The sequence below is a fragment of the Planctomycetota bacterium genome (genome assembly GCA_016872555.1).
Lineage (GTDB): Bacteria > Planctomycetota > Planctomycetia > Pirellulales > UBA1268 > F1-20-MAGs016.
This window is the reverse complement of the sequence record VGZO01000019.1, coordinates 1-23,042: the sequence shown is the minus strand read 5'-3', so window position 1 is coordinate 23,042 and position 23,042 is coordinate 1. Positions and strand designations below refer to the sequence as shown.

At 71.9% G+C, this 23,042-nt stretch carries 13 protein-coding genes and 1 pseudogene; 2 read left to right on the top strand and 12 right to left on the bottom strand.

Features of this window, described 5'->3' with window-relative positions; genetic code table 11:
- Positions 1-6 precede the first annotated feature (6 nt).
- On the top strand, positions 7-2,361 hold the full coding sequence (locus FJ309_08360; GenBank protein MBM3954610.1) for a hypothetical protein: 2,355 nt from the start codon (positions 7-9) through the stop codon (positions 2,359-2,361).
- Positions 2,361-3,866 (top strand): leucyl aminopeptidase, encoded by a 1,506-nt coding sequence (locus FJ309_08355; protein MBM3954609.1) that lies wholly within the window; start codon positions 2,361-2,363, stop codon positions 3,864-3,866. Before FJ309_08360 ends, FJ309_08355 begins: the two co-directional genes overlap by 1 nt.
- Before the next feature lies 1 nt (position 3,867).
- On the opposite strand, the gene mtnA is transcribed toward FJ309_08355, so the two are convergent.
- From mtnA to FJ309_08295, 12 genes and pseudogenes are all read right to left on the bottom strand, one after another.
- The gene (gene mtnA, locus FJ309_08350; GenBank protein ID MBM3954608.1) at positions 3,868-4,929 is read right to left on the bottom strand and encodes an S-methyl-5-thioribose-1-phosphate isomerase; all 1,062 of its coding nucleotides are present in this window, start codon (positions 4,927-4,929) and stop codon (positions 3,868-3,870) included.
- A gap of 35 nt (positions 4,930-4,964) precedes the next feature.
- Positions 4,965-6,071, bottom strand: coding sequence for an alanine dehydrogenase (gene ald, locus FJ309_08345; protein ID MBM3954607.1), 1,107 nt, complete (start codon positions 6,069-6,071; stop codon positions 4,965-4,967).
- An 87-nt stretch (positions 6,072-6,158) separates the two neighbouring features.
- A complete protein-coding gene (locus tag FJ309_08340; protein ID MBM3954606.1) occupies positions 6,159-7,475 on the bottom strand; it encodes a Gfo/Idh/MocA family oxidoreductase in 1,317 nt (438 codons plus the stop codon).
- Between the two features lie 112 nt (positions 7,476-7,587).
- Positions 7,588-9,027 (bottom strand): ribosome biogenesis GTPase Der, encoded by a 1,440-nt coding sequence (gene der, locus FJ309_08335; protein ID MBM3954605.1) that lies wholly within the window; start codon positions 9,025-9,027, stop codon positions 7,588-7,590.
- A complete protein-coding gene (locus tag FJ309_08330; protein ID MBM3954604.1) occupies positions 8,969-11,530 on the bottom strand; it encodes a hypothetical protein in 2,562 nt (853 codons plus the stop codon). The genes der and FJ309_08330 overlap by 59 nt, the downstream gene beginning before the upstream one ends.
- 88 nt (positions 11,531-11,618) lie before the next feature.
- Positions 11,619-13,436 (bottom strand): oligoendopeptidase F, encoded by a 1,818-nt coding sequence (gene pepF, locus FJ309_08325; protein ID MBM3954603.1) that lies wholly within the window; start codon positions 13,434-13,436, stop codon positions 11,619-11,621.
- A 64-nt stretch (positions 13,437-13,500) separates the two neighbouring features.
- Positions 13,501-14,496: a ketoacyl-ACP synthase III gene (locus FJ309_08320; GenBank protein MBM3954602.1), complete on the bottom strand. Its 996-nt coding sequence runs from the start codon at positions 14,494-14,496 to the stop codon at positions 13,501-13,503.
- A 180-nt stretch (positions 14,497-14,676) separates the two neighbouring features.
- On the bottom strand, positions 14,677-16,626 hold the full coding sequence (locus tag FJ309_08315; protein MBM3954601.1) for a DUF4340 domain-containing protein: 1,950 nt from the start codon (positions 16,624-16,626) through the stop codon (positions 14,677-14,679).
- Between the two features lie 80 nt (positions 16,627-16,706).
- On the bottom strand, positions 16,707-19,448 hold the full coding sequence (locus FJ309_08310) for an ABC transporter permease (GenBank protein ID MBM3954600.1): 2,742 nt from the start codon (positions 19,446-19,448) through the stop codon (positions 16,707-16,709).
- Positions 19,449-19,560: 112 nt separating this feature from the next.
- Positions 19,561-20,277, bottom strand: coding sequence for an ATP-binding cassette domain-containing protein (locus FJ309_08305; protein MBM3954599.1), 717 nt, complete (start codon positions 20,275-20,277; stop codon positions 19,561-19,563).
- A gap of 157 nt (positions 20,278-20,434) precedes the next feature.
- Positions 20,435-22,090, bottom strand: coding sequence for an L-aspartate oxidase (gene nadB, locus FJ309_08300; GenBank protein MBM3954598.1), 1,656 nt, complete (start codon positions 22,088-22,090; stop codon positions 20,435-20,437).
- A gap of 806 nt (positions 22,091-22,896) precedes the next feature.
- Positions 22,897-22,968, bottom strand: a pseudogene (locus tag FJ309_08295) (single-stranded DNA-binding protein).
- Positions 22,969-23,042 lie beyond the last annotated feature (74 nt).

The window sequence follows — 23,042 nt, the reverse complement described above, 5'->3', positions numbered from 1 at the left end:
CGCCCGATGCCCACGCTGAGCCAGCGGGTCGCGGGGTGGCTGATCGCCCGGCGCGTCGTGCTGGCCGGGCTGGCGCTGCTCGCCGGGGTCGTGGCCGTCGAGCGGGCGCGGCATCTGGAGTTCTCCCGGTCGATCGACGCGATGTTCGATCGCACCGACCCGGCCCTCGTGCCCTACTACCGGGTCGCCCGCACGTTCGGCTCCGGCGAGGTGCTCGTCGTCGCCTACGACGACGCCGACCTGTTCTCCACCGCCGGGATCGCCCGGCTCCGCACGCTCACCGACCGGATCGCGAAGCTGCCGGGGATCGCCGCCGCCACGAGCCTCGCGACCACTCCGCTCGGCGACGGGATCGTCGACGTCGCCGGCAATCCCGCCGCCGCGTCGCTGGTCACGCTCCTCGAGGGCTACGTCGTCGGCACCGACCGCCGGACGGCAGCGGTCGTCTGCGTCCTCGCCCCGGCGGCCGGCGACGGGACCCAGTCGGGGCGTGGGGCGACGATCGACACGCTCCGCACGCTGGTCGCCGACCTGCCCGAGGGCACCGTCGCCGGCGAGCCGGTGATGCTCCGCGACGGGTTCGCGATGCTCGAACGCGACGGCGACCTCCTCGGCACGACGGCCGGCCTGCTCGCGGCGGCCGTCCTCCTCGTCTCGTTCCGCAGCCTCCGCTGGCTGGTGGCGCCGCTGGCGGTGGTCCTCCTCGCCCTGTGGACGACGCGCGGCGTGCTGGCCCTGCTCGGCCTGCGGCTGACGATGGTCTCGACGATGCTCTCGGCGATGGTCACGGTGGTGGCGATCGGCACGGTCGTGCACCTGATCGTGGAGTTCCGCCGGCAGCGGTCGCTGGGGCTGTCCCCCGAGGCGGCCCTGCGCGAGGCGCTGTCGATCCTGATGTGGCCGATCGTCGGGGCGATCGCCACCGATTGCATCGGCTTCGGCTCGTTGCTGGTCAGCCGGGTGGGGCCGGTCCACGACTTCGGGCTGATGACCGCGATCGGCGCCGTGATGGTGCTCCTCGCCGCCGCGGCGCTGGTGCCGTTCCTCGCCCTCGCCGGTCGGTTTTCCTCCGACCCGCGCCGTGCCTGGGGCGAGGGGCTGCTCGACCTCGGGCTCGACCGGCTCGTCAAGCGGATCGTCGCCCAGCCGTGGACGATCCTCGCCGTCACCGCCGGCGTCGTCGCGGTGGCGGTCTCGGGGATGCGCTGGCTGGAGGTGGAGACCGACTACATCCGCAACTTCCGCCGGGGCAGCGCGGTCGTCCGCTCCTACGAGATGGTCGAGACGCGGCTCGGGGGCGCGGGGGTGTGGGACGTGCTCGTGCCCTCCACCGATCCCCCCGACGCGGCGACGCTCGCCGCCGTGGCCCGCCTCGAGCGCCGGCTGCGCGAGGAGGTCGTCGTGCCGGGTGCCGACGGCGGGTCGGCGCCCGGGCTGACGAAGGTGATGAGCCTCGCCGATCTCCTCGACGCCCTGTCGCCGGTGAAGCTCGCCGATCTGGAGAGGAGCCGGGTCGGGGGGTGGGTGGTGGGCGGGGCGTTGGCGCTGCTGCGGCAGCGCGAGCCGCGGCTCACCGCGGCGCTGTGGGGCCGCGATCCCGCCGACGGGTCGGCGTGGCTGCGGGTCATGCTCCGCTCCCGGGAGCGGCAGCCGGCGGCGGTGAAGCACGCCGTGATCGCCGGGGTCCGCCGGATCGTCGCCGAGGAGTTTCCCGCCGCCCCGGATCGGCCGGGGGGCGAAGTCACCGGGTTCTTCGTGCTTCTGGCCCAGCTCGTCGACCGGCTGCTGGCCGACCAGTGGGCGGCGTTTCTCGTCGCCACCGCGGGGATCCTCCTCCTCCTCGCCGTCAGCCTGCGGAGCGTGGTGTTGGCGCTGGTGGCCCTGGTGCCGAATGCCTTGCCGATCTTCCTCGTGCTCGGCCTGCTGGGCTGGATCGGCGAACCGGTCAACATGGGGACGGCGATGATCGCGGCGGTGTCGATGGGGCTGTCGGTCGACAGCTCGATCCACTACATCGTCGCCTTCCGTCGCCGGCTCGCCCTCGACGGCGCCGTCGAGGCGGCCCTCGGCGTGGCCCACGAGACGGCCGGGCGGGCGATGGTGTTCGCGACGCTGGCCCTCGTCGTCGGGTTTCTCGCGCTGCTGTCCAGTTCGTTCATCCCCACCGTGTCGTTCGGCGCCCTCTGCTGCCTGACGCTGACCGGTGGACTGGCCGGGAACCTCGTCGTCCTCCCGGTGCTCCTGGCGCTGGTGGCGCCGTGGCTCACGCCGCCCCGGTCGATGCCGTCCGACGGCGGCACGGTTTCCGGACCGGCACCCGCCCCCTACACTGTCGCTCCCGCCACCCCGGAGACGCCGTGATGACCCCCGACGCGATGCCCCCGCAGCCCCCGATCACCGTCGATGCCACGACGAAGGTCGCCGCGGTCACCGCCGACGCGCTGGTGATCTTCGTCGGCAGCCGCGACGGGCGCGCCGACCTCGGCCGCGGCCCGGCCGCGGCGATCGACGCCGCCACCGGCGGCCTGCTGACCCGTCTCGCGGCCGCCGGTGAACTGCACGGCAAGCCGGGGGAGTGCCTCGCGCTCCTCGCCCCTTCCGGCCTCCAGGTCGGCCAGTTGGTCGTCGTCGGTACCGGCGCGGCGTCGTTGTCCGATCCGGCAGCGTTCTACCGGGCCGCGGCGACCGCCACCCGCCACCTCGCCGCCAAGCCGCGGACGGCGGTGGCGCTCGTCGCCGATCCCGACTGGACGGCGCGGCAGACCGAGCAGGCCGTCGCCGGGGCCGCGGTCGGCATGGTCGGCCAGGATCTGTTCCGTGCCGAACGGCGCCGCACGCCGTTTCCGGTCGTCTGGCTGGGGGCCGACGCCGCCGCGGTCGAACGGGGCGCACGGATCGGCACCGGGGTCAACCTCGCGCGGCGGCTGGTCAACATGCCGCCGGACGACATCTACCCCGCGAGCTTCGCGGCCACCGCCGCCGCCGTCGCCGCCGACACCGGTCTCGGCTGCGAGATCTGGGACGAGGCCAGGCTCGTGCGCGAGGGCTGCCGGGCGATCCTCGCCGTCGGCAAGGGGAGCCACCGCGCGCCGCGGATCGTCCTGCTCACGTATCGCGGTCCCGGGGTACCCGAGGGACCGCCCCATCTGGCGCTGGTCGGCAAGGGGGTGACGTTCGACTCGGGGGGGCTGTCGCTGAAGCCGCCCGACGGGATGCTGACGATGAAGTGCGACATGGCCGGCGCCGCCGCCACGCTGGCCGCGGCGGCGACGATCGCCCGGCTCGGACTGCCGATCCGTCTCGTCGCGGCGCTCGGCCTGGCGGAGAACATGACCGGTCCGGCGGCCTACAAGCTCGGCGACGTGATCCGGGCGCGGAGCGGGACGACGATCGAGGTCCACAACACCGACGCCGAGGGGCGGATCGTGCTGGCCGACGTGCTCGACGTGGTCCGCGGCTTGGCGCCGGCGGGGATCGTCGACGCCGCGACGCTCACCGGGGCGTGCGTCGTGGCCCTCGGCACCGAGGTCGCCGGGCTGTTCACCAACGACCAGGCCTGGTGCGACCGCGTCGCCACCGCCGCCCGCGCGGTCGGCGAGCCTGTCTGGCAACTGCCGATGTACCCGGAGATCTACGACGACCTCATCAAGGGCGAGGTCGCCGACATCAAGAACATCGGCGACGGCCGCTGGGGGGGCGCGATCACGGCGGCGAAGTTCCTCGAGCGGTTCGTCGGCGCGATCCCCTGGACCCATGTCGACATCGCTGGTCCGGCATTCGCGGAGAAGCCGCGTCCCTGGACCGACGGCGGGGGCAGCGGGGCGATGGTCCGGGCGTTCGTCGAGCTCGCCCGCGGCCTCGGCTGATTCACGGCGACGATGAGCCCGCGCCGAGCGTGGCGGCGACGGTCTGACGGGTCACCGGCGTGATCACGCCCCGTTCGGTGACGATCCCCCGGATCAGGCGCGCGGGGGTGACGTCGAACGCCGGGTTGTAGGCGGCGGCGCCCTCCGGGGCCGCCCGCACCCCGAGCGGCGCGAGCACCTCGGCCGCCGACCGCTCCTCGATCGGGATCCCGCTGCCGTCGGCCAGCGCCAGGTCGAACGTGCTCGACGGCGCGGCGACGAAAAACGGCACGCCGTGTGCCGCCGCCAGGAGCGCCAGCGAGTAGGTGCCGATCTTGTTGGCCGTGTCGCCGTTGGCGGCGATCCGGTCGGCACCGACGATGCAGGCGCCGATCCGGCCGGTGGAGAGGAGATGGCCGGCGGCGGCATCGACCAGCACGGTCACCGGAATCCCGCGCTGCACCAATTCCCAGGCGGTCAGCCGCGCGCCCTGGAGCAGCGGCCGGGTCTCGTCGGCGAAGACCGTGAACCGCCGGCCGAGGTCCCAGGCCGAGGTGATCACCGCCAGCGCCGTACCCGCCCCGCCGGTCGCGAGGCAGCCGGTGTTGCAGTGGGTGAGGATGTCGCCGGCGGGGAGGATCGCGGCGCCGTGCCGTCCGATCGCCGCGCACAGCCGGCGGTCCTCGTCGTGGATCTCCCGGGCGACCGCCAGGAGCCGCGCCCGGCAGTCGCGCGCCGTGGCGCCGGCGGCCAGCCCCGCGAGCGCCGCGGTGCAGCGCTCGACCGCCCAGCGGAGATTGACCGCGGTCGGGCGCGCCGTGGCCAGGGCCTCGGCGCGTGCCGCGAGATGGTCGCGGAGGGCCACGCCTTCGAGGTCCTCCGCCAGCGCCTCACCGGCGGCGACCGCCATCCCGTAGGCGCCGGCGATCCCGATCGCCGGCGCACCGCGGACCCGCAGGCTGCGGATCGCCTCGACGACCGCGGCGACGTCGCCGCAGGCGATCCATTCCGCCCGGCCGGGAAGGAGCGTCTGGTCGAGGAGGAGGAGCCGGCCGGCGGGGCCGTCGTCACCCTCCCAGCGGATCGCGACCGGCGCGCCCGGCGCGGATGCCCCGACGTTCACGGCTGGTACCACTCGCAGGGCAGCCCGAAAGCGGCGGCGACCGCCGGCTGGACGAGCCGACCGCAGTGGACGTTGATCGCCGAGCGGATCGCGCTGCTCGCCCGCGCCGCCTCGTCGACCCCGGCGGCAGCCAACTCGAGGACGTAGGGGAGCGTGGCGTTGCACAGCGCATAGGTGCTCGTCCGCCCCACGGCGCCGGGCATGTTGGTGACGCAGTAATGGACGATGTCGTCGACGAGATAGGTCGGCTCGGCGTGCGTGGTCGGACGGCTGGTGGCCACGCACCCTCCCTGGTCGATCGCCACGTCGATGATCACGGCCCCCGGCTTCATCAGCTTCAGGTCGTCGCGCTCGACGAGGTGCGGCGCCCGTGCCCCGGGGATGAGGACGCTGCCGATCACCAGATCGGCACGGCCGAGATGCTCGCGGATCGTGTGCCGGTCGGAGTACAGGCAGTCGACGTTGGGGGCGGTGACGTCGTCGAGGTAGCGGAGCCGCTCGAGGTTGGTGTCGAGCAGGGCGATGTTGGCGCCGAAGCCGGCGGCGACCTTGGCGGCATTGGCCCCGACCGTTCCCGCCCCGAGCACCAGCACGCTCGCCGGCGCCACCCCCGGCACCCCGCCGAGGAGGATCCCGCGCCCCATCTGCGGCTTTTCGAGGTACTTCGCCCCCTCCTGGATGCTCATCCGGCCGGCGACTTCGCTCATCGGCACCAGCAGCGGCAGCCGGCCGCGGTCGTCACGGAGGGTCTCGTAGGCCACCGCGGTGGCACCGGTGGCGAGGAACCCCTCGGTGAGCGCGCGGTCGGCGGCGAAGTGGAAATAGGTGAACAGCGCCTGGCCGGCGCGCAGCAGCCCGAGCTCGGCCGGCTGCGGCTCCTTGACCTTGACCACCAACTCGGCGGCGGAGAAGACCTCTTCGGGACCGTCGACGACGGTGGCCCCGCAGGCCGCGTAGGCCTCGTCGGCCAACCCCGAGCCCGCCCCGGCACCGGCCTGCACGAGGACGCGGTGGCCGCCGCGGACGAGCTCCTCGGCTCCGACCGGGAGCAGCGCCACCCGGTACTCGTCGCGCTTCGTCTCCTTGGGAACGCCGACGATCATCCGCTGCCTCCCTGCTGGCTGGCCATCACGATCCCACCGCCGCACCCGGTCACGATGCCGTCCGGGCGTGGTGGCCCACCGTCGCGCTCAGGCGATCCGGTAGTCGGCCGGCATCGGAATCTTGTAGTTGCCGTCCTTGTCCGGCTGCACCGGCGGCTCGGCATCCCACGAGAGGTTCTCCGGCATCGTCCGGTAGTTGAGCTCGAGGGCCTGCTTGTAGCCCCACTGCTTGCCGGTGTAGGTCGCGAACCGCCCGAGGACCGACGAGAAGCTCGACGTCGTGCCGTAGTAGGCGTTGTTGAGCGGCCGGTCGTTGCGGATCGCGTCCTGCAGTTCGTCGTGCTCGACCTGGTAGGGGTTGGGATTCTCCCCCTCGAACTTCCACAGCACCTTGCCGGCGTAGTCGGTGATCTCGCCGATCTTGACGTAGCCCTTGGTGCCCTGGAACTCCTCGTTCACGCGGCCGTCACCACCGGGAAACTGGCGGCACTGGCTGGCGATCCGGATCCCACCGGGGTAGGTGAAGTTGACCGCGTGGTGGTCGTAGATCTCGCTCGGCTGACCGGGCACGCGGTTCTGCTTGCCGCCGGTGCCGTAGGCGCTCTCCGGGAGCTTGTCGAGGAACCAGTTGGCGACGTCGATGTTGTGGACGTGCTGCTCGCAGATGTGATCGCCGCACAGCCAGTTGAAGTGATACCAGTTGTTGACCTGGAACTGCATCTCGGTCTGGTTCGGCTGGCGGTTGCGGTACCAAATGCCGGCGCCGTTCCAGTAGACCTGGCCGCCGATGATGTCGCCGGCGAGCCCCTCGCGGATCCGGGCCACCGTCTCGCGGTACTTCCGCTCGTAGCGGCGCTGGAGACCGACGACGACCTTGAGCTTCTTCTCGTCGGCCATCTTCGCCGCCTCGAGGCACAGCCGCGCGCCGAACGAGTCGACGCACACCGGCTTCTCCATGAACACGTGCTTGCCGGCCTCGACCGCCTTCTGGAAGTGGAACGGACGGAAGCCGGGGGGTGTCGCCAGGATCACCAGGTCGCAGTGGTCGAGGACCTTCTGGTAGCCGTCGAGGCCGTCGAAACGCCGGTCCTCCGGGCAGTCGAGCTTGTCCTTCATCGAATCGACGGCCTTGAGGGCCCCCTCGATCCGATCCTTGAAGGCGTCGGCCACCGCCGTCAGCTTGACGTTCGACCCGGGCACCGACAGGGCCTGCTGGAGGGCACCGGTGCCGCGGCCACCGGCGCCGATCAGGCCGATGCGGATCGTGTCGGTCGACGGGGACTGGGCGTGTACGGCGCGGGCCGCGGCGAGCGCACCGGCCAGGCTTCCAGCGGCCCCGAGCCCCGCTCCGCGGAGGGCATCACGGCGCGACAGGGCAGGAGTCACGATGACGGGAGCGGGCATCTCGGAGTCTCCGGAAGGGACGACGCGGGACGGTGGACGGCGGAGAGACTACCCGACCGCGGCGTCGAAAAACACCCTCTTCCCCCCGGCTTCAGACCGCGCCGCACAGGGCTCACTCCCCGCGTGGCCCGACGGATTCGTCGGCCGACGCCCCCCCCTCCGCAGCCGCCGCGCCCCGGTCGCGGACCACCAGCCGGATCGGCACCTCGCGGAACGGCGTCCGCTCCCGGAGGGCGCCGATCAGGTAGCGCTGGTAGGTCTCGGGAAGTCCGGCGGTTCCGCTGGTCGCCAGCACGATCGTCGGCGGGAGGACTTCGACCTGCGTCGCGTAGTACACGCGCGTCGGCCGGCCGCGCCGATCGGACGGCGGCGGATTGGATGTGACCGCCTCGCGGATCAGGGCGTTGAGCCGGCCCGTCGGCACGCGGGTGCCGGCCTGCCGGAACAGGCGCTGGGCGGTGTCGACGGTCGCCTTGACGTTCCGCGCGGCGGTCGCCGTGACGAACTCCACCGGTGCCCAGGGCATCGTCCGGAAGGTGTCGCGCAGGTACTGGATCCACTCGCGGCGCCGGACGTCGGCGGCGTACAGGTCCCACTTGTTGACGACGAACACCACCGGCTTGGCCTCCTCGACGATCGTCTCGGCGAGCTGCTTGTCGACCTTGCCGATCGGCTCGGTGGCGTCGAAGAACAGCAGCACGATGTCGGCCCGGCGGATGCCGCGCTGGGCGCGGTGGGTGGAATAGAAGTCGATGTCGCTGGTCCGGCTCTTGGCGCGGCGCAGCCCGGGGGTGTCGATCGCCAGGAAGGAGTGGCCGTCGACCTCGAAGCGGACGTCGATGCTGTCGCGGGTGGTGCCGGCCACCGGGCTGGTGATCACCCGCTCGGCCCGTGCCAGGGCGTTGACGAACGTGCTCTTGCCGACGTTGCGCCGGCCGACGATCGCCAGCTTCATCTCCGGCAGTGACCCCGCTTCGGCCTCCTCCGGCCACGCCTCGGGGATCCGCTCGAGGATCTCCTCCTCGAGCCGATCGCGCCCGCGGTTGCCGCGGACGCTGGTCACCACCGGCGTGCCGAATCCCAGGGCGGCGAACTCCGCGGCATGGGCGTCGAGCGCGGCGTCGTCGGCTTTGTTGGCGACCAGCAACACCGTGGCCCCGGTGCGGCGGACGCGGTCGGCCACCATCCGATCGTCGGCCACCAGGCCGGCACGGACGTCGACGACCATCACCACCAGCGCCGCCTCGGCCAGCCCGGCGGTGATCTGGGCGTCGATCTGTCCGGTCAGACCGTCGGGATCGTCGAACCCCATCCCGCCGGTGTCGACCAGATCGATGAACCGGCCACCGAGACCGATCCGCTGCACGAGCCGGTCGCGCGTCACCCCCGCCGTCGGATCCTCGATCGCGATCCGTTTGCCGACGAGCCAGTTGAACAGGCTCGACTTGCCGACGTTGGGGCGGCCGACGACGACGACCCGGGGCACGATGGCGTCAGAGGCGGACATCGGCGGCATCCAGGGGGTCGCCCAGGCGCCGGCGCGGCGCGGCATGGACGAGGTAATGGTGGGTGATCCCGTCGGAGAAGGCACGCAGATCGTGCTCGAGCCGCCCGAGGAGGAGGCCGAGCGCCCCCCGCTTCCCGGTGCCGTCGACCAGCGCGAGCTCGCCGACGTCGGCGAGCCGCACCGCCGCCAGCGCCGCCATCGTGGCGCGCCGTTCGGCCGACAGCACCGGCGAGACCTCGTCGACCGGCAGGGCGGCGGCATGGGCATCGAGGGCGGCGACCTGGAAGCCGATCGAGCGCGGGTTGGTCTCGTCGATCACCAGCAGGTCGATCACCGGTGCCGCCTCGAGGGCCCCAAGGTAGCGCGTGCGGTAGGTCATCGAGCTGTCGGCGATCTCCAGCAGCATCTCCAGCAGCCGCGGCTCGTCGGCGGCGGCGCTGACCAGCGTGGCACGGAGAAGGCGGATCAGCCCCACCGCGCGCTCCAGACGCCGACCCATGTCGAGGAAGCGCCAGCCTGGACCACGCGTCATGCTCTCGGTGCCCATGCCGGCGAAGGCCGCCAGATCGATGATCACGCCGTCGAGGCGCGCGAGCACGTCCGGGCCGGGCCCGGGCGCCCCCGGCGACTCCGCCGCCGACCGAGCGAGGGCCTCCCGCCGGACCCGGGCGAGAATCTTCCAGGAATCGATCGACAGCCGGTCCCGGACGACCGATGCGGTTCGCCACAGGCTCTCGATCGACGAGGCCACGCTCCCGCTGCGGTCCGCTCCCGAGACGGCACCGTCGAGCTCGACGGCGATCTCGCCGGCGGTGGCGGCCCGTCCCGGCTCGAGCCACTCGCGCCGCGGCACCGGTGGTTCGCCGAACGTCGCCAGGAGGTGGGCAACGGCCCCGACGCTGTCGAGGTTACTCTCCGACGACAGCCGCACCGCCGCGGCGCGGAGCAGTCGGGCGGTGCCCTCGGCGCGCTCGACGTGCCGGCCGAGCCAATGGAGATGGTCGGCGACCCGGCTGGGGAGATCATGCCCGCTGCGCCGCAGCGGCACCGGCTGGCCCGGTGCGCGGAGCAGGCTGACCGCCGCCACCGGGCCGGGCGACAGGACCCAGACGTCCTTGGAACCGTCGCCGAAGAGGACCGATTCCTCGACACTCGACCGGCCCAGGCTCATCCGCGCCAGCCCCCCCGTCATCACCGTCGGACCATCGGCACCGGCGGCGCTGAAGCAGCGGATGACGACGGCCGCCGGCGCGATCGCGCTGCCGTTCCAGCAGGGGGCGACCGAGCGCTCGATCATCGGCCTCCCGACCCAGCCCTCCGGCCGGTGGCGGATCCGCGCGACGAGCCGCGCGCGCGACGCGCCGTCGAGCAACCCGGGGGCGAAACGCTTCGTCCCCCCGTCCGGTGCAACCGGCTCGATCACCATCCCGTCGAGCCCGTCGAGCACCCGCTGCAGGTTGCCGGGGATCCCGCACCAGAACGACGGGGGTGATTCCAGGAGCAGTTCCTCGCCGAGCAGGCGCCGGGCGAGCTGCGGGAGAAACTCGGCGAACGCCGGGGACTCGACGAGGGCGCTGCCCAGCGCGTTGGCCACCGCCACGTGCCCCTCGCGCGCCGCCTGGACCAGACCAGGAGTCCCCGTCAGGGCGGCACTGTCGAGCTCGAGCGGGTCGCATTCACGATCGTCGACGCGGCGGAGGAGGACGTCGATCGGCACCAGGCCCCCGAGCGTCTTGAGGCTGACACGGTCCTCGCGGATGGCGAGATCGCCCCCCTCGACGAGCGTGTAGCCGAGGTAGCGGGCCAGGGAGGCATCTTCGAAGTAGGTCGGGCTGTCGGGGCCGGGGCTCGCCAGGGCGATCCGCGGCGTGTCGCGCGACGGCACGAGCCCGCGGAGCATCCCCCGCAGCGCGATGAAGAACGGCGCCAGCCGCGCCACGCGGCTGTCCCGGAAGGCCTCGGGGAGCAGCCGCGAAACGACCAGCCGGTTCTCCAGCGCGTAGCCGAGGCCGCGGGGCACGCCGGTCCGGTCGCCGAGCGCGAGCCAGCGTCCGTCCCGGCCGCGGGCGACGATCGTGGCGTGGAGGTGCAGCCAGCGCCCCCCCGGAGGCTCGATGCCGTGGCAGGGGCGCAGGTAGCCGGGATGCCCGAGGACCAGTTCGGCGGGCACGACGCCGTCGCGGACCATCGCCTGCGCGCCGTACACGTCGGCCAGCAGGGCGTCGAGCAGCCGGTGGCGCTGGGAGATGCCGCGTTCGACGACCGCCCAATCGTCGGCGGCGATCACCAGTGGAATCGGGTCGAGGACCCACGGGCGCTGCTCGCCCGACGCCGGATCGTGGACGTTGGCGGTGACGCCGTTCTCACGGATCAACCGCCGCGCCTGCTCCCAGCGCGTCTCGAACTCCTCGCGGCTCCAGCCGCCGATCACCTCGGCGACGCGGCTCCACGGGGCCCGCGGATGGCCGGCGCCGTCGAGAAACTCGTCGTGCGCTCCGGGGGGGGCCGCGTAGCCGAACAACGGCGGCACGCGGGTCGATTCGGTCATCGGCGCTGCGGCTCGGGGAAGCCGACTCGGCTGGCGGACGGGGGTGATCCGCGATTGTACCCTTCGGCGCGCCGCCCCGGGCGCGGAGTCAGCCGACGACCTCCGGCTCGAGCCGCTCCAGTTCGTCGACGAGCGTGGCGAGGCGGCGCAGGGCGGTCGCCACCGGCTCGCCGCCCGCAAGGTCGACACCGGCGTCGCGCAACAGGTCGAGCGACCATTTCGACGACCCGCCGCGGAGGAAGCCAAGGTAGGCGTCGAGCGCCCCCGGTCGGCCCGCCGCGACCCGCTCGGAAAGCGTGATCGCCGCAGCCAGCCCGGTGGCGTACTTGTAGACGTAGAACGCCGAGTAGAAGTGGGGGATCCGCAGGCACTCCAGCTCGAGATCGTCGTCGAGGGTGAAGCGCGGGCCGAAGTAGTCCTCGAGCAGGGCGCGGTACGACGCGCGGAACCGTTCCAGCGTCAGCGGTTCCCCCGCCTCCGCCGCCGCGTGGATCGTGCGCTCGAACTCGGCGAACATCGTCTGCCGGACGATCGTGGCCCGGATCGCATCGACCTCGCGGACGAGGATCGCGGCCCGTTCGCGGGGCGTGCGGCAGCGCTCGAGGAGGAGGCGGGCGAGGAGCTGCTCGTTGAAGGTGCTGGCGACCTCGGCGACGAAGATCGTGTAGCCGGCGTACTGGTAGGGCTGGGCCTCGGCCGCGAGCCGCGTGTGCATCGAGTGCCCCGCCTCGTGGGCGAGGGTGAACACGTGCTCGATCGCCTCGGGCTGGTAGTTCATGAGGATGTAGGGCGCCGAGTCGTAGGTGCCCGAGCTGAACGCCCCGGCCTGCTTGCCGACGTTGGGGTAGCGGTCGCACCACCGTCCGTCGAGCAATCCGTGACGGAGCCGATCGCAATACGCGTCCCCGAGCGGCGCGAGGGCCTCGACGATCAACCCGACCGCCTCCTCCCAGCCGTGCCGGCGCTCGAGTTCCGGGACGAGCGGCACGTAGCAGTCGTAGTGGTGGAGGTCGTCGAGCCGGAGCCACCGGCGGCGCAGCTCGTTGGCCCGGTGCACCGTCGGCAGGTGCGCGCGGACCGCCGCCACGAGGCCGTCGTAGACCGCCAGCGGGATGTTGTCGGTGAACAGCGCTGCCGCGACGGCCGACGGATGATTGCGGACGCGCGCCTGGTAGACGTCGAGCTCGACCGACCCCGCGAGGGTGGCGGCGAGCGTGTGGGCATGGGCCCGGTACTGGGCGTAGTACCGGTGGAACGAGTCGCGGCGCACCGCCCGCTCGGTGTCGTGGAGGAGGGTGACGAACGTCGCGTTGGAGAGCTCGACCTCGTTGCCGGCGCCGTCGGTCACGGTGCCGAACCGCATGTCGGCGTCGGTCAACTGCCGGAACACGCGGGCGGCAGTCCCGGCGAAGGTGCCCTGCATCGCCAGCAACCGCTCCTCGCGCTCGCCGAGCACGTGGGGCCGTGTCCGGACGAGCCGTTCGAGGAGGAGCCGGTACGGCGCCAGTGCCGCGGTCGCCAGCCACTCGCCGAGCGTCTCCGCGGGCAGCGCGACGATCTCGGGGCGGATGAAGCTCGCCAGCTCCCCGGCCCGGGTGGCGACGTGGCGAAAGCGCCCCATCATCCGCTGGCCAGTGCCTGCGGTCTGGTCCTCGGCGGCGCGGAGGTGGGCATAGGTCCCGAGGCGATCCCCCTCGCGGTCGATCGCCAGGTCGAACGCCAGACACTCGGCGAGGCGCTCGGGACCGGACCCGAGCGTGCCGGCGAACGGGGTGAACTGCGGCAGCCGTGCTTCCCACGCCACCAGCGCCGCCTCCCAGGCGTCGTCGGAGGGGAACAGGCTGCCGAGGTCCCATGTGTCGGCGGCGGCGACGGCGCACCGCTCGGGCAGGCTTCGAACCGTCATCGCTGTCGTCGCCTCCGCGCCTCTCCGGCGCTCGTCCGCCCCGCCGTGGTGATCGCGCCCCGCTTCACAGCCGCCACACGGCGCTGCCCCAGGCAAGGCCACCACCGAAGCCGCACACCACCACGACGCTCCCCGGCCCGACCCGGCCGGCGCGAAACGCCTCGTCGAGCGCCAGCGGGATCGATCCGCTCGACGTGTTGCCATAGCGATCGAGGTTGACGACGAACCGGTCGGCCGTGACGCCGAGCGCGGAGCGAGCGCCATCGATGATTCGCGCGTTGGCCTGGTGGAGGATGAAGCAGTCGATGTCGTCGAGCCCGAGCCCGGCGTGGGCGACCACCTGCCGGACGCTGTCCTCGACCAGACGGATCGCCCACTTGAAGACCGCTTTCCCCTCCATGCGCATGAATTGCTCACGCCGGGCGATCCCCGGCACGGACACCGGCTGTCGCGACCCCCCCATCGGGCAGACGAGCAGCTCGGCACCGCGGCCGTCGGCGCCGAGGGCGTGGGCGAGGAGGCCGGGGGTCGGACCGGAACCGTCGGCGACGCGCTCGAGGATCACGGCGCCGGCACCGTCGCCGAACAGCGGCCAGGTGCCGACGTCCTCCGGATCGACGAATCGGGTGTTGGTGTCGGCACCGACGACGAGCGCCAGACGGGCATTGCCGGCGGCGATGAACTGGGCGGCGGTCACCAACGCGTAGGCGAACCCGGCGCAGGCCGCGGTCACGTCCATCGCCGGGGCGGTGAGGCCGAGACGGTCTTGAACGAGGCACGCCGTCGACGGAAGCGAGTGGTCCGGCGTGAACGTCCCGACGACGAGCAGATCGACCGCCGCCGGATCGACTCTCGTCGCGCGGAGTACCTCCGCGCCAGCCGCCACCGCCATGTCGCTGGTCGCGGTGTCGGCGGCGGCGTGGCGGCGGGCGAGGATCCCCGACCGGCTCTCGATCCACTCCGGATCGCAACCGAGCCGCGTCAGATCCGCGTTGGTCACCACGCCGGGAGGAACCCACGAGCCCGTGCCGAGCAGACGGAAGCCGAGGGCGCGGCCCAGCCGGGCGGTACGTGGAGTGCTGAGGATGTCGGGGATCATGCGGTTCTCACGCGGCCACCGCGGCGGGACGGGCCATGGTACGGCCCTCCGCCGCCGCACGGAAGAACGCGTGGCCTCCCACCGGTCTCGGCCGCCGCCGGTGGAGCCAGTGGACAGGGTCCGGCCGGGCCGCGCGATTGATCACCGCGGCGGAATCCCGGGCGGAGCGGGCTCCGCCGGCGCGCTCGACTTCGGCTGGATGACCCCCACGCGGTCGAGGTGGATGCGGGCGTATTCCTTGGCCGGCACGACGTAGTACCAATCGGCGAATCGGGCATTGAGCTCACGCACGCGCTTCTGCGCACCCCTCACCTTGTCGTCGTACTCGTCCTGGCGGCGCCGATTTTCGCGCTCGATGCGGCGCCGCTCCTCGAGTTGCTGCTGGGCCTTGGCCTCGGCTTCGTCCGCGGCCTTGAGCGCGTCGGCAGCACTCGCGGCGCCGGGAGCGGCCGGAGCCGTCGCCGCCTCGCCGGCAGGGGCGGCGGGCTGCTCCGCCGCGGTCGCACCGCTCTGCCCTGCCTCGCCCTGGTCCCCTTGCTCGCCAGGTGCCGCCGGCGGCGGCGTGGCCGCATCCGCGGCCGGTGGAGCGGGGTCCGCCGCCGGCGGTGCATCGGCTGCCGGAGGGGCATCGTTCGCTGGCGGAGCTTCTGGCGCGGCGGGTGCCGCCTCGGTCGCCGGCGCGACGGGTGCTGCAGGCTCGGCCGCCGGCGCGATCGGACCGTCGGGAACAGGATCGAGCCGTGGCTTCTCCAGCAGCGCCTCGTTGAACCGGGCCATCACGAGCAGATACCGGCCGTCCTGCTGCTGTTGGCCTTCCGCGGCACCAGCCTCCTCGGCGGCGTCGGCAGCGCCGACCGCGGTCGCGGCCCCGAACCGGAGCACGTACTCGACCCCGTCGCGCATCCCCACGATCGTCTCGCCGTCGGTCGAGAGGATCTCACCGGAGCGCAGGGGAAGGAACCCGCGCTGCTGAAGCGATCGGATCGCCTCACGGTCGCCGGTGAACGATTCCTCGGCCTTGAGCTCGGCGCTCAGGCCCGCTGGCTTGCGGACGACGTCGATGATCTTCAGGTCGCCGAGGGCGTTGCGCAATTCATTGAGGCGGGCGCTGGCGAGCTCCTCGTTTTCCCCCAACTGCTGCGGCTCGGGTTTGCCCGCCGCGAACGACTCGAGGGCGACGAGGTTCCACTTCGCCTCGCGGTCCTCGTAGGCCAGCTCGATCCGGTCCTTGCGCACCTGCTCGACGCCGATCTGGCCTCCCTGGTCGACCGCCTCGAGCTTGTAGTCGTCGAGCACGACCTTGCGGACGTCCCATGGCGAGAGCTTCAGCAGATCCTTCTCGATCCAATCGCCGAACGATGTCGTGAACTTCGACATGTCGAGTTCGACGAGGTACACCGGATCCTGCCCCGCCCGACGGACGTAGCGCAGCGGTTTGGCTCCCCCGGCCCGCGCATACTCCTTGCCGACGATCAGCCGCGCCAGCCGGGCGCCGTTGCCGTCGCGGATATCGATCAGCTCGCCGACGCCCGTATCGCCCGGCTTGATCTTGTCCGGATCGGGCTCGACGACGCCGAACTTGGCATGGTCGCCCGGGCTGTCGGAGACCATGTCGACGTATTCACGATCGACCAGTTCGGTGGCCGCTGCGGCGAGCTGGTCCTTGGCGTCGGCCGGATAGTTCTGGAAGGCGGGCAGCACCCACACGCCGCCCGTCTGGGCGACCTTGAACTGCTTGAGCGTCGCCAAATCCTCGTCGTAGCGGACGATCTCGAGGCTCGTCGCCTTGGCGGCATCCGAGAGCTCAGGAAACAGCTTCCGCTCCTCGCGCGGCGCGACACTGCTGGCGGTGAACCGAGGCTGTGCGAACAATCCGGCCGCCAGGGCGGCGGCGCCGCAGGCGAGGAATGCCCCGGTCTTGAGCAGCGCCCCCGGCGCCGGCCGGCCGGCGCCGCGCTCGGCAGCCCTGTCGGTCCCGTCCGGTGCCTGCCACCCGCGGCCCGAACGGCCGTCGGCCACACCGCCGTCGCCCCGGCCGGAACCCGACGAGCGTGGCCCGCCGTCGTTCACTCGCTCACCCCTGCCTGCCATCGCCTCACGCTCCTTCCGAATCGATCGATCGTCACGTCCCCACCGCGATCCCGAACCCGTGCCGCGGGGCGGCAGCACGATCACCGCAACCGGTTCCGCGACACACCCTCGCGTTCCTGGGCCCGGCGCCGGAAATAGACAAAGAACGCCACGACGAGCGGCGGGATCGGCGGGAGAAGGACGGCGAGCCACTTCTGCCGGTCCTGCTCCTCGCGGATTTTCTTGCCGAGATCGCGCTCGACCCGTTCGACGTCGGCATCCCGGGTGCGTTTCAGCTGCTCGATCCGCGTGTCGAGACGCCGTTGGGCGAGACGCTGCCGGCTGGCAAGTTGTTGCATCGCCTGCATGGCCGCCTGCCGGTCGGCCTGACCGCTGGCCTCGAGGTCCTTGAGCTTGCGCTCGAAGTCGCCGACCTCCTTCTGGAGCGACTCGTTGGCCTCCTTCTCGGCTTGGTCGAACTGGTCGATGAACTTCTGCCGTTCGGCGTCGGCCTGCTCACGGGCGTCGGCGACCGCGTCTTCGATCCGCTCCAGGGTGCGGTGCCGGGGCTTCCGCTTGCGGATCTGCAGGAAGCGATCGTCCGCGGCGAGGGAATCGAGGATGTTAAGCACGAACGTGACGTTGTCGAAGTCGAGCCCGAACACCTCGTCGGGGCGGTTGCGGAGGCCGAAGATCCGGCCGTCGAGGAGGTCGATGTCGGAGACGACGACCGCACGGATCGGCTTGGCGGGCGCGGCGGCCTGGCCGTCGGCGGCGGCGGGCGGCTGGCGCTCGACGGCGACCGCGAGGACCATCGACTGATCCCCCGGCTTCTCGAAGTTGCGCAGCATCCGCATGTCGCGGTTGGCGAGGATCCGCTCGACCTCGATCGTTCCCGACCGCGGCGTCGTCCGCGCCAGCGGCACCCAGTCGACCGCCGCCGCGTCGTCCTTCGACAGGCTGCCCGGGAACGGGAACAGCACTTCCTGCAGGCCGCTGGTGACCGGGTCGTCCTGGTTGAAACCGGTGTCCTTGGCATCCATGCTCGCGTCGACGAAGACGAACTCCGACGGCAGTTCGAGCTTGGGGTGCGGGTTGTAATCCTGGAAGATCACGAACGGCGCCGATCCCATCTGCCCCATCGCCGGCCGTGCGGCCCCGGCCCCGAGGCGGAGGCCGAGCGTCTGCCAGAGCAGTTCGATGTCCCCCTTCGGCTGGCCCTGCTGCTGGAACATCGCCATCGGACCGCCGGGGCCGCGCCGCGGCTGGGCGGTGCCAGGGACGGCCGTCATCAGGACCGGGAGCGGGTCCTCGAAAATCGCCACCGGCTGCCCCCGGCGGACGGCATCGACGAAGTTGCCGAGCTGCTCCGGACCGAGGCTCGAGGGCTGCACCGCGAGGAGCGCGTCGTAGGTTTCGGTGATCGGGGCCGAGGGGTCGACCTGGACGACGTCGTACTGCTTCTCCAACTCGTCCACCAGCGGCTGCCGCGGACGCTGCTGGCCGGTCATCATGTCGAAGCCGCCGAACAGGTCGGCGTCGGTGGTGACGACCCCGAGGCGGCGCCGTTTCTCCTGAGCCGCCGTGGCGATCGAACGGATCAGCTCGTACTCCACCGGCGTCCCCTTGTCGAAGAACGGGACCACGACTTTCTCCAGGCCGCTGGTCACCGCACACCCGAGGAACACCTCCTCCTCGCGGTACGCACCGCGGACCCGCGACAGTACCGAGACCGGCTCGATCCCGAATTGCTGCCGGGCGAGCGCGGCGGCATCGGTCTTGGGTTCGGTCGGCACGACCTCGACCTTCACCTTGCCCCGGCCGAGGCGTTGGAACTGACGGAGCGTGTTGAGGAGATTGAGGCGGGTCTGCGTGTAGTCCTCGGGCACCGTCGGGCTGACGTACGCGCGGATCTCGATCGGCCGCTGGGGCTTGAGGTCGGCCAGCAGGCGGCGTGTGTCGGGGGCCAGCGAACTGATCCGTTCCTCGGACAGATCCTGACGGACGTCCGTGGCCCGGGCCACGAGGACCGCCCCGGCGGCGAGCATCGCCAGCCCCGCGGTCCGCGCCAGGTAGTGAACGCCCATCCGCGGGCCGTCGCGCCGACCGGTCCAGTGGCGACGGCCGATGAGGACCATCGCCAGATAGAGGCAGACGGCGACGACGCCGAGGAAGTAGGCGATCGACGACAGGCTGACGACACCCCGCCCGAAGTCAGAGAACTGCTCCGCCAGCCCCCAGCTGCGGACCCGCTCCGCCCAGCGTGGTCCCATCACCGCCCCGGCCTGGTCGGCGACGGCCAGCGGCGCGTTGAGGAGCAGCCCGAGGATGAAGGCGACCGTCAGGTTCGGCGTCAGGAAGCTGGCCACCATGCCGACCGCGAGCATCGCCAGGCCCATGAACCAGTAGCCGAGGTAGTTGGTGAAGAACAGGCCGCCGTCGGGGGTGCCCCAGCGGAGGAGAATGATCAGGTTGCAGATGCAGGAGAACATCAGCGCCACGGTGTAGATCCCGACGGTGGCGAGATACTTCCCGAACACCACCTCCCAGTCACTGGCGGGGATGGTGAGCAGCAGCTCGTCGGTGCCCTGGCGGCGCTCGTCGGCCCAGACGCTCATCGTGATCGCTGGGATGAACACGAGGAGGATGTAGGGCAGGTAGCGGTTGAGCTGGTCGAGGTTGGCGAGGTTGGAGTTGAAGAACTCCGGCGGCCAGAACGCGGCCAGCGACCCGAGCAGCACGAACACGCAGATGAAGACGTAGCCGGTCGGATTGGAGAAGTAGGAGACGAAGTTTCGCTTGAACACCGCGTCCAGTACGTGCCATTTCATGTCTGTCGGCATCCTGTCGATCGGGTTGTCGTGTCGTCGCCCGTGACCGAACCGGCGGCCCGGCCAGCCGCGGCAGTCGCCGGCGCCGTGGGCCTCGGCTGGCCGGAGCCTCCGTCGACCGCCTTCAGGCCGAGGCGGCCCTGGTCAACTCGTGGAACCGTTCGTCGAGGCTCCCGCCGTTTCGCCGCAACTCGGCGGGAGTGCCGTCGAACCGCAGCCGTCCCTCCGCCACGAGGATCACGCGGTCGGCGAGGGCCTCGACCTCCTGGAGAATGTGGGTCGAGAGGAGGATCGTCTTGTCCTTGCCGAGGCGGCGGATCGTCTCGCGGACCTCGCGGATCTGGTTCGGATCGAGTCCGCTGGTCGGCTCGTCGAGGATCAGCACGTCGGGCTCGTGGAGCAGGACCTGCGCCATCCCGACCCGCTGGCGGTAGCCTTTGGAGAGCTTGCCGATCGCCTTGCCGATCACGCTGCCCAGTTCGCACTGGCGGACGACCGCCTCGATCCGCTCCTTGCGGCGCGCCCCGCGCATGCCGCGGGCGTCAGCGAAGAACTCGAGGAGCGTGCGCGGGGTCATGTCGGGGTACAGAGGACCGTTTTCCGGCAGGTACCCCAGCCGCATCGCACCGGCGAGCCGATCGGTCGCCATGTCGTGGCCGGCGATCCGTGCCGTGCCGGCGGTCGGCGCCAGGTAGCCGGTGAGGATCTTCATCGTCGTGCTCTTTCCGGCCCCGTTCGGGCCGAGGAAGGCGACGACCTCCCCGCGGGGAATCCGGAAGGAGACGTTCTCGATGGCGATGAACGGGCCGTAGTACTTCGTCAGCCCGTCGGCCTCGATCATCGCCTCGCCGGCCGGAATGGGGTCGTGGGCCATGGGTGGTGCGAAAGGGGGGCGGGGGGTGGGAGCACGCAAACTGTCCATTGTTAGGCCCCGTCGCCACAACAGGCAATCCCCGGCCGGATCGCCGCGGGGCGGCCGACCGCACGCGACGCGCGGCTCAGGCGGGAACGGCCGCACCCGGCAGCGTCTCGGGGATCTCCTCGTCACGGTCGCGCTGCCAGGCGATGTGCCGCCGCCACCGGTCGAGGGGGCGGGGATGGTCACTGCGGCAGTGGACCCCGCGGGTTTCCTGCCGGGCCATCGCGGCCCGGACCATCAACCGCGCGACCTCGAGCATGTTTTGCAGCTGCCATCCCTGGGGGTCGGAGAACTGGCGCGGGAGGACGTAGCGGCACCACGCCTCGACCGTCTCGGCGGCCTCGGCCAGCGCGGCACCGCTCCGCTCGACGCCGACGGAGCGCCACATCAGGCTGCGCAGCGAGTTGCGAATGTCGGCGAGGTCGAGCCCCTCGCCCGTCACCCGGCCGCGCGGATGGGCCAACTCGGGCACGCGGAACTGGTCCCCCATCGACAGCGCCTCGGCGGAGGCGACGGCCCCGCAGCGGGCACCGTACACGAGCCCCTCGAGGAGACTGTTGCTCGCCAGGCGATTGGCGCCGTGCAGACCGCTCGATGTGACCTCACCGGCGGCCAGCAGCCCGGGAAGACTCGTCCGCCCTTCGCGATCGATGGCCACCCCGCCGATCATGTAGTGGGCCCCGGGGCGGACCGGAATCCGGTCACGGGCAAGATCGAGCCCGAACTCGGCACAGATCCGCGCCATCCCGGGAAACCGAGTGCGGACCGTATCGGCATCGAGATGGGACAGGTCGAGGTAGACGTTGGCATGGTGGGTGCGGTGCATCACCTCGGTGATCGCCCGCGAGACGACGTCGCGGGGGGCGAGCTCGGCCCGGTCGTCGAACTCCGGCATGAACCGCCTGCCGTCCTTGTCGACCAGGTGCGCACCAGCCCCCCGGATCGCCTCGGTGATCAGGCTCCGCGCCGCCCCGGCGATGTACAGCACCGTCGGATGGAACTGCATGAACTCCATGTCGCGCAGTTTTGCCCCGGCCCGCCACGCCAGCGCCATGCCGTCGCCGCTGGTTCCCTCGGGATTGGTCGATTCGCGATACAGTTGCCCGGCACCGCCGGTGGCGAGGATCGTGCGCCGCGCCCAGACGAGCGTCTTGCCGTGACCCTTGTTCCAGACGAGGGCCCCGCGGCAGGCGCCGTCGTCGGTGAGCAGGTCGATGGTGAACGTCTCCGGCCAGAACTCGACGTTCTCGCAGCCGCGGGCCCGCTCGATCACCGCCCGCATCACCTCGCGCCCCGTGGCGTCGCCGAGGGCGTGGACGATGCGGTGGTGGCTGTGGCCCCCCTCGCGCCCCAGTTCGAGACTCCCGTCACGGGCGTCGAAATTGGTGCCCCAGGCGATCAGTTCGGCGATCCGCGCCGGAGCCTCGTGGACGACCTCGGTGACGACGTCTGGATGGCACAGTCCGCAGCCGGCGGAGAGCGTGTCGGCGACGTGGTTGTCGAACCGATCCTCCGGATCGACGACTCCGGCGATCCCCCCCTGGGCCCACTGGCTGCTCGACACCCGCAGGTCGGTCTTGGTGATCACCGTCACCTGGAGCCGCGGATCGACGGACAGTGCCGCCCGGAGTCCGGCGACACCGCCGCCGAGGACGAGCACGTCGGTGAAGCAGTGGGGTACCCGTTTGGGACCGAACGGCACCAGATAGCGCGGACCCTGGAAGGAACCGCTCATTCGCCAGTGGTTCCCTGGGAGTACGCCTTGACCCGATCGCGGTATTCGCTCGGGGGCCGTGTCCGCCGCCCCTCGGACTGCCCCCCCTTCACGTCGGCGGGAACGTCACGCGCGCTGCGGACGGTGCCGCCGCGGAGGCCGAGGCTACGGAGGGCCCGCTCGAACTCGCGCTTCTGCGTCGGATCCCCCGCTGCCGCACGACGGCGCATCGCCTCCCAGCGCTCGAGGAACGCGCGGGCCTCGTCGGGGGTCCAGCCCAGCGCGTCGAGAACGCTGTCGTCTCCCTTGGCGAGCGACCGGCGGAGGTGATCGAGGGCGAGGTCGGCGGCATTGCGGGCATGGGAGGTGTCCTGCTGGCCCCACTCGGTTTCGGCGTTGGGAGCGGATCCCTCCGGGGCGCCCCCCTGTGGGTCGGACGGTCCGTCGCTCCGCATCCAACCGCCCCCCCCCGACTTGGAGGCCTGCGGGGCGCCGGGAGGCGCTGCGTCGGTCGGTGAACCGGCTCCGTCACGTTGGTCGCCATTGCCCGCCTTCCCACCCGCTGCTCCGTCACGTCCCTGCTGGTTCCCGCCGGGCGCGTCGCTGGGGCCGGGCTGCGTTGCGTTTTCATCGGGCTTACGCCCCGCCTCGCGTTCGCCCGCACCCTCCCCTTCTCCACCAGGATCTCGACCGCCGCCTTGCTGCTCTCCACCGCCTTGCTGCTCTCCACCGCCTTGCTGCTCTCCACCGCCCTGCTGCTCTCCACCGCCCTGCTGCTCTCCACCGCCTTGCTGCTCTCCACCGCCCTGCTGCTCTCCACCGCCCTGCTGCTCTCCACCGCCCTGCTGCTCTCCACCGCCTTGCTGCTCTCCGCCGCCTTGCTGCTCTCCACCACCTTGCTGCTCTCCACCACCTTGCTGCTCTCCACCACCCTGCTGCCGACCGGGGCGATCGTCGCCACGGCGTTGACCGT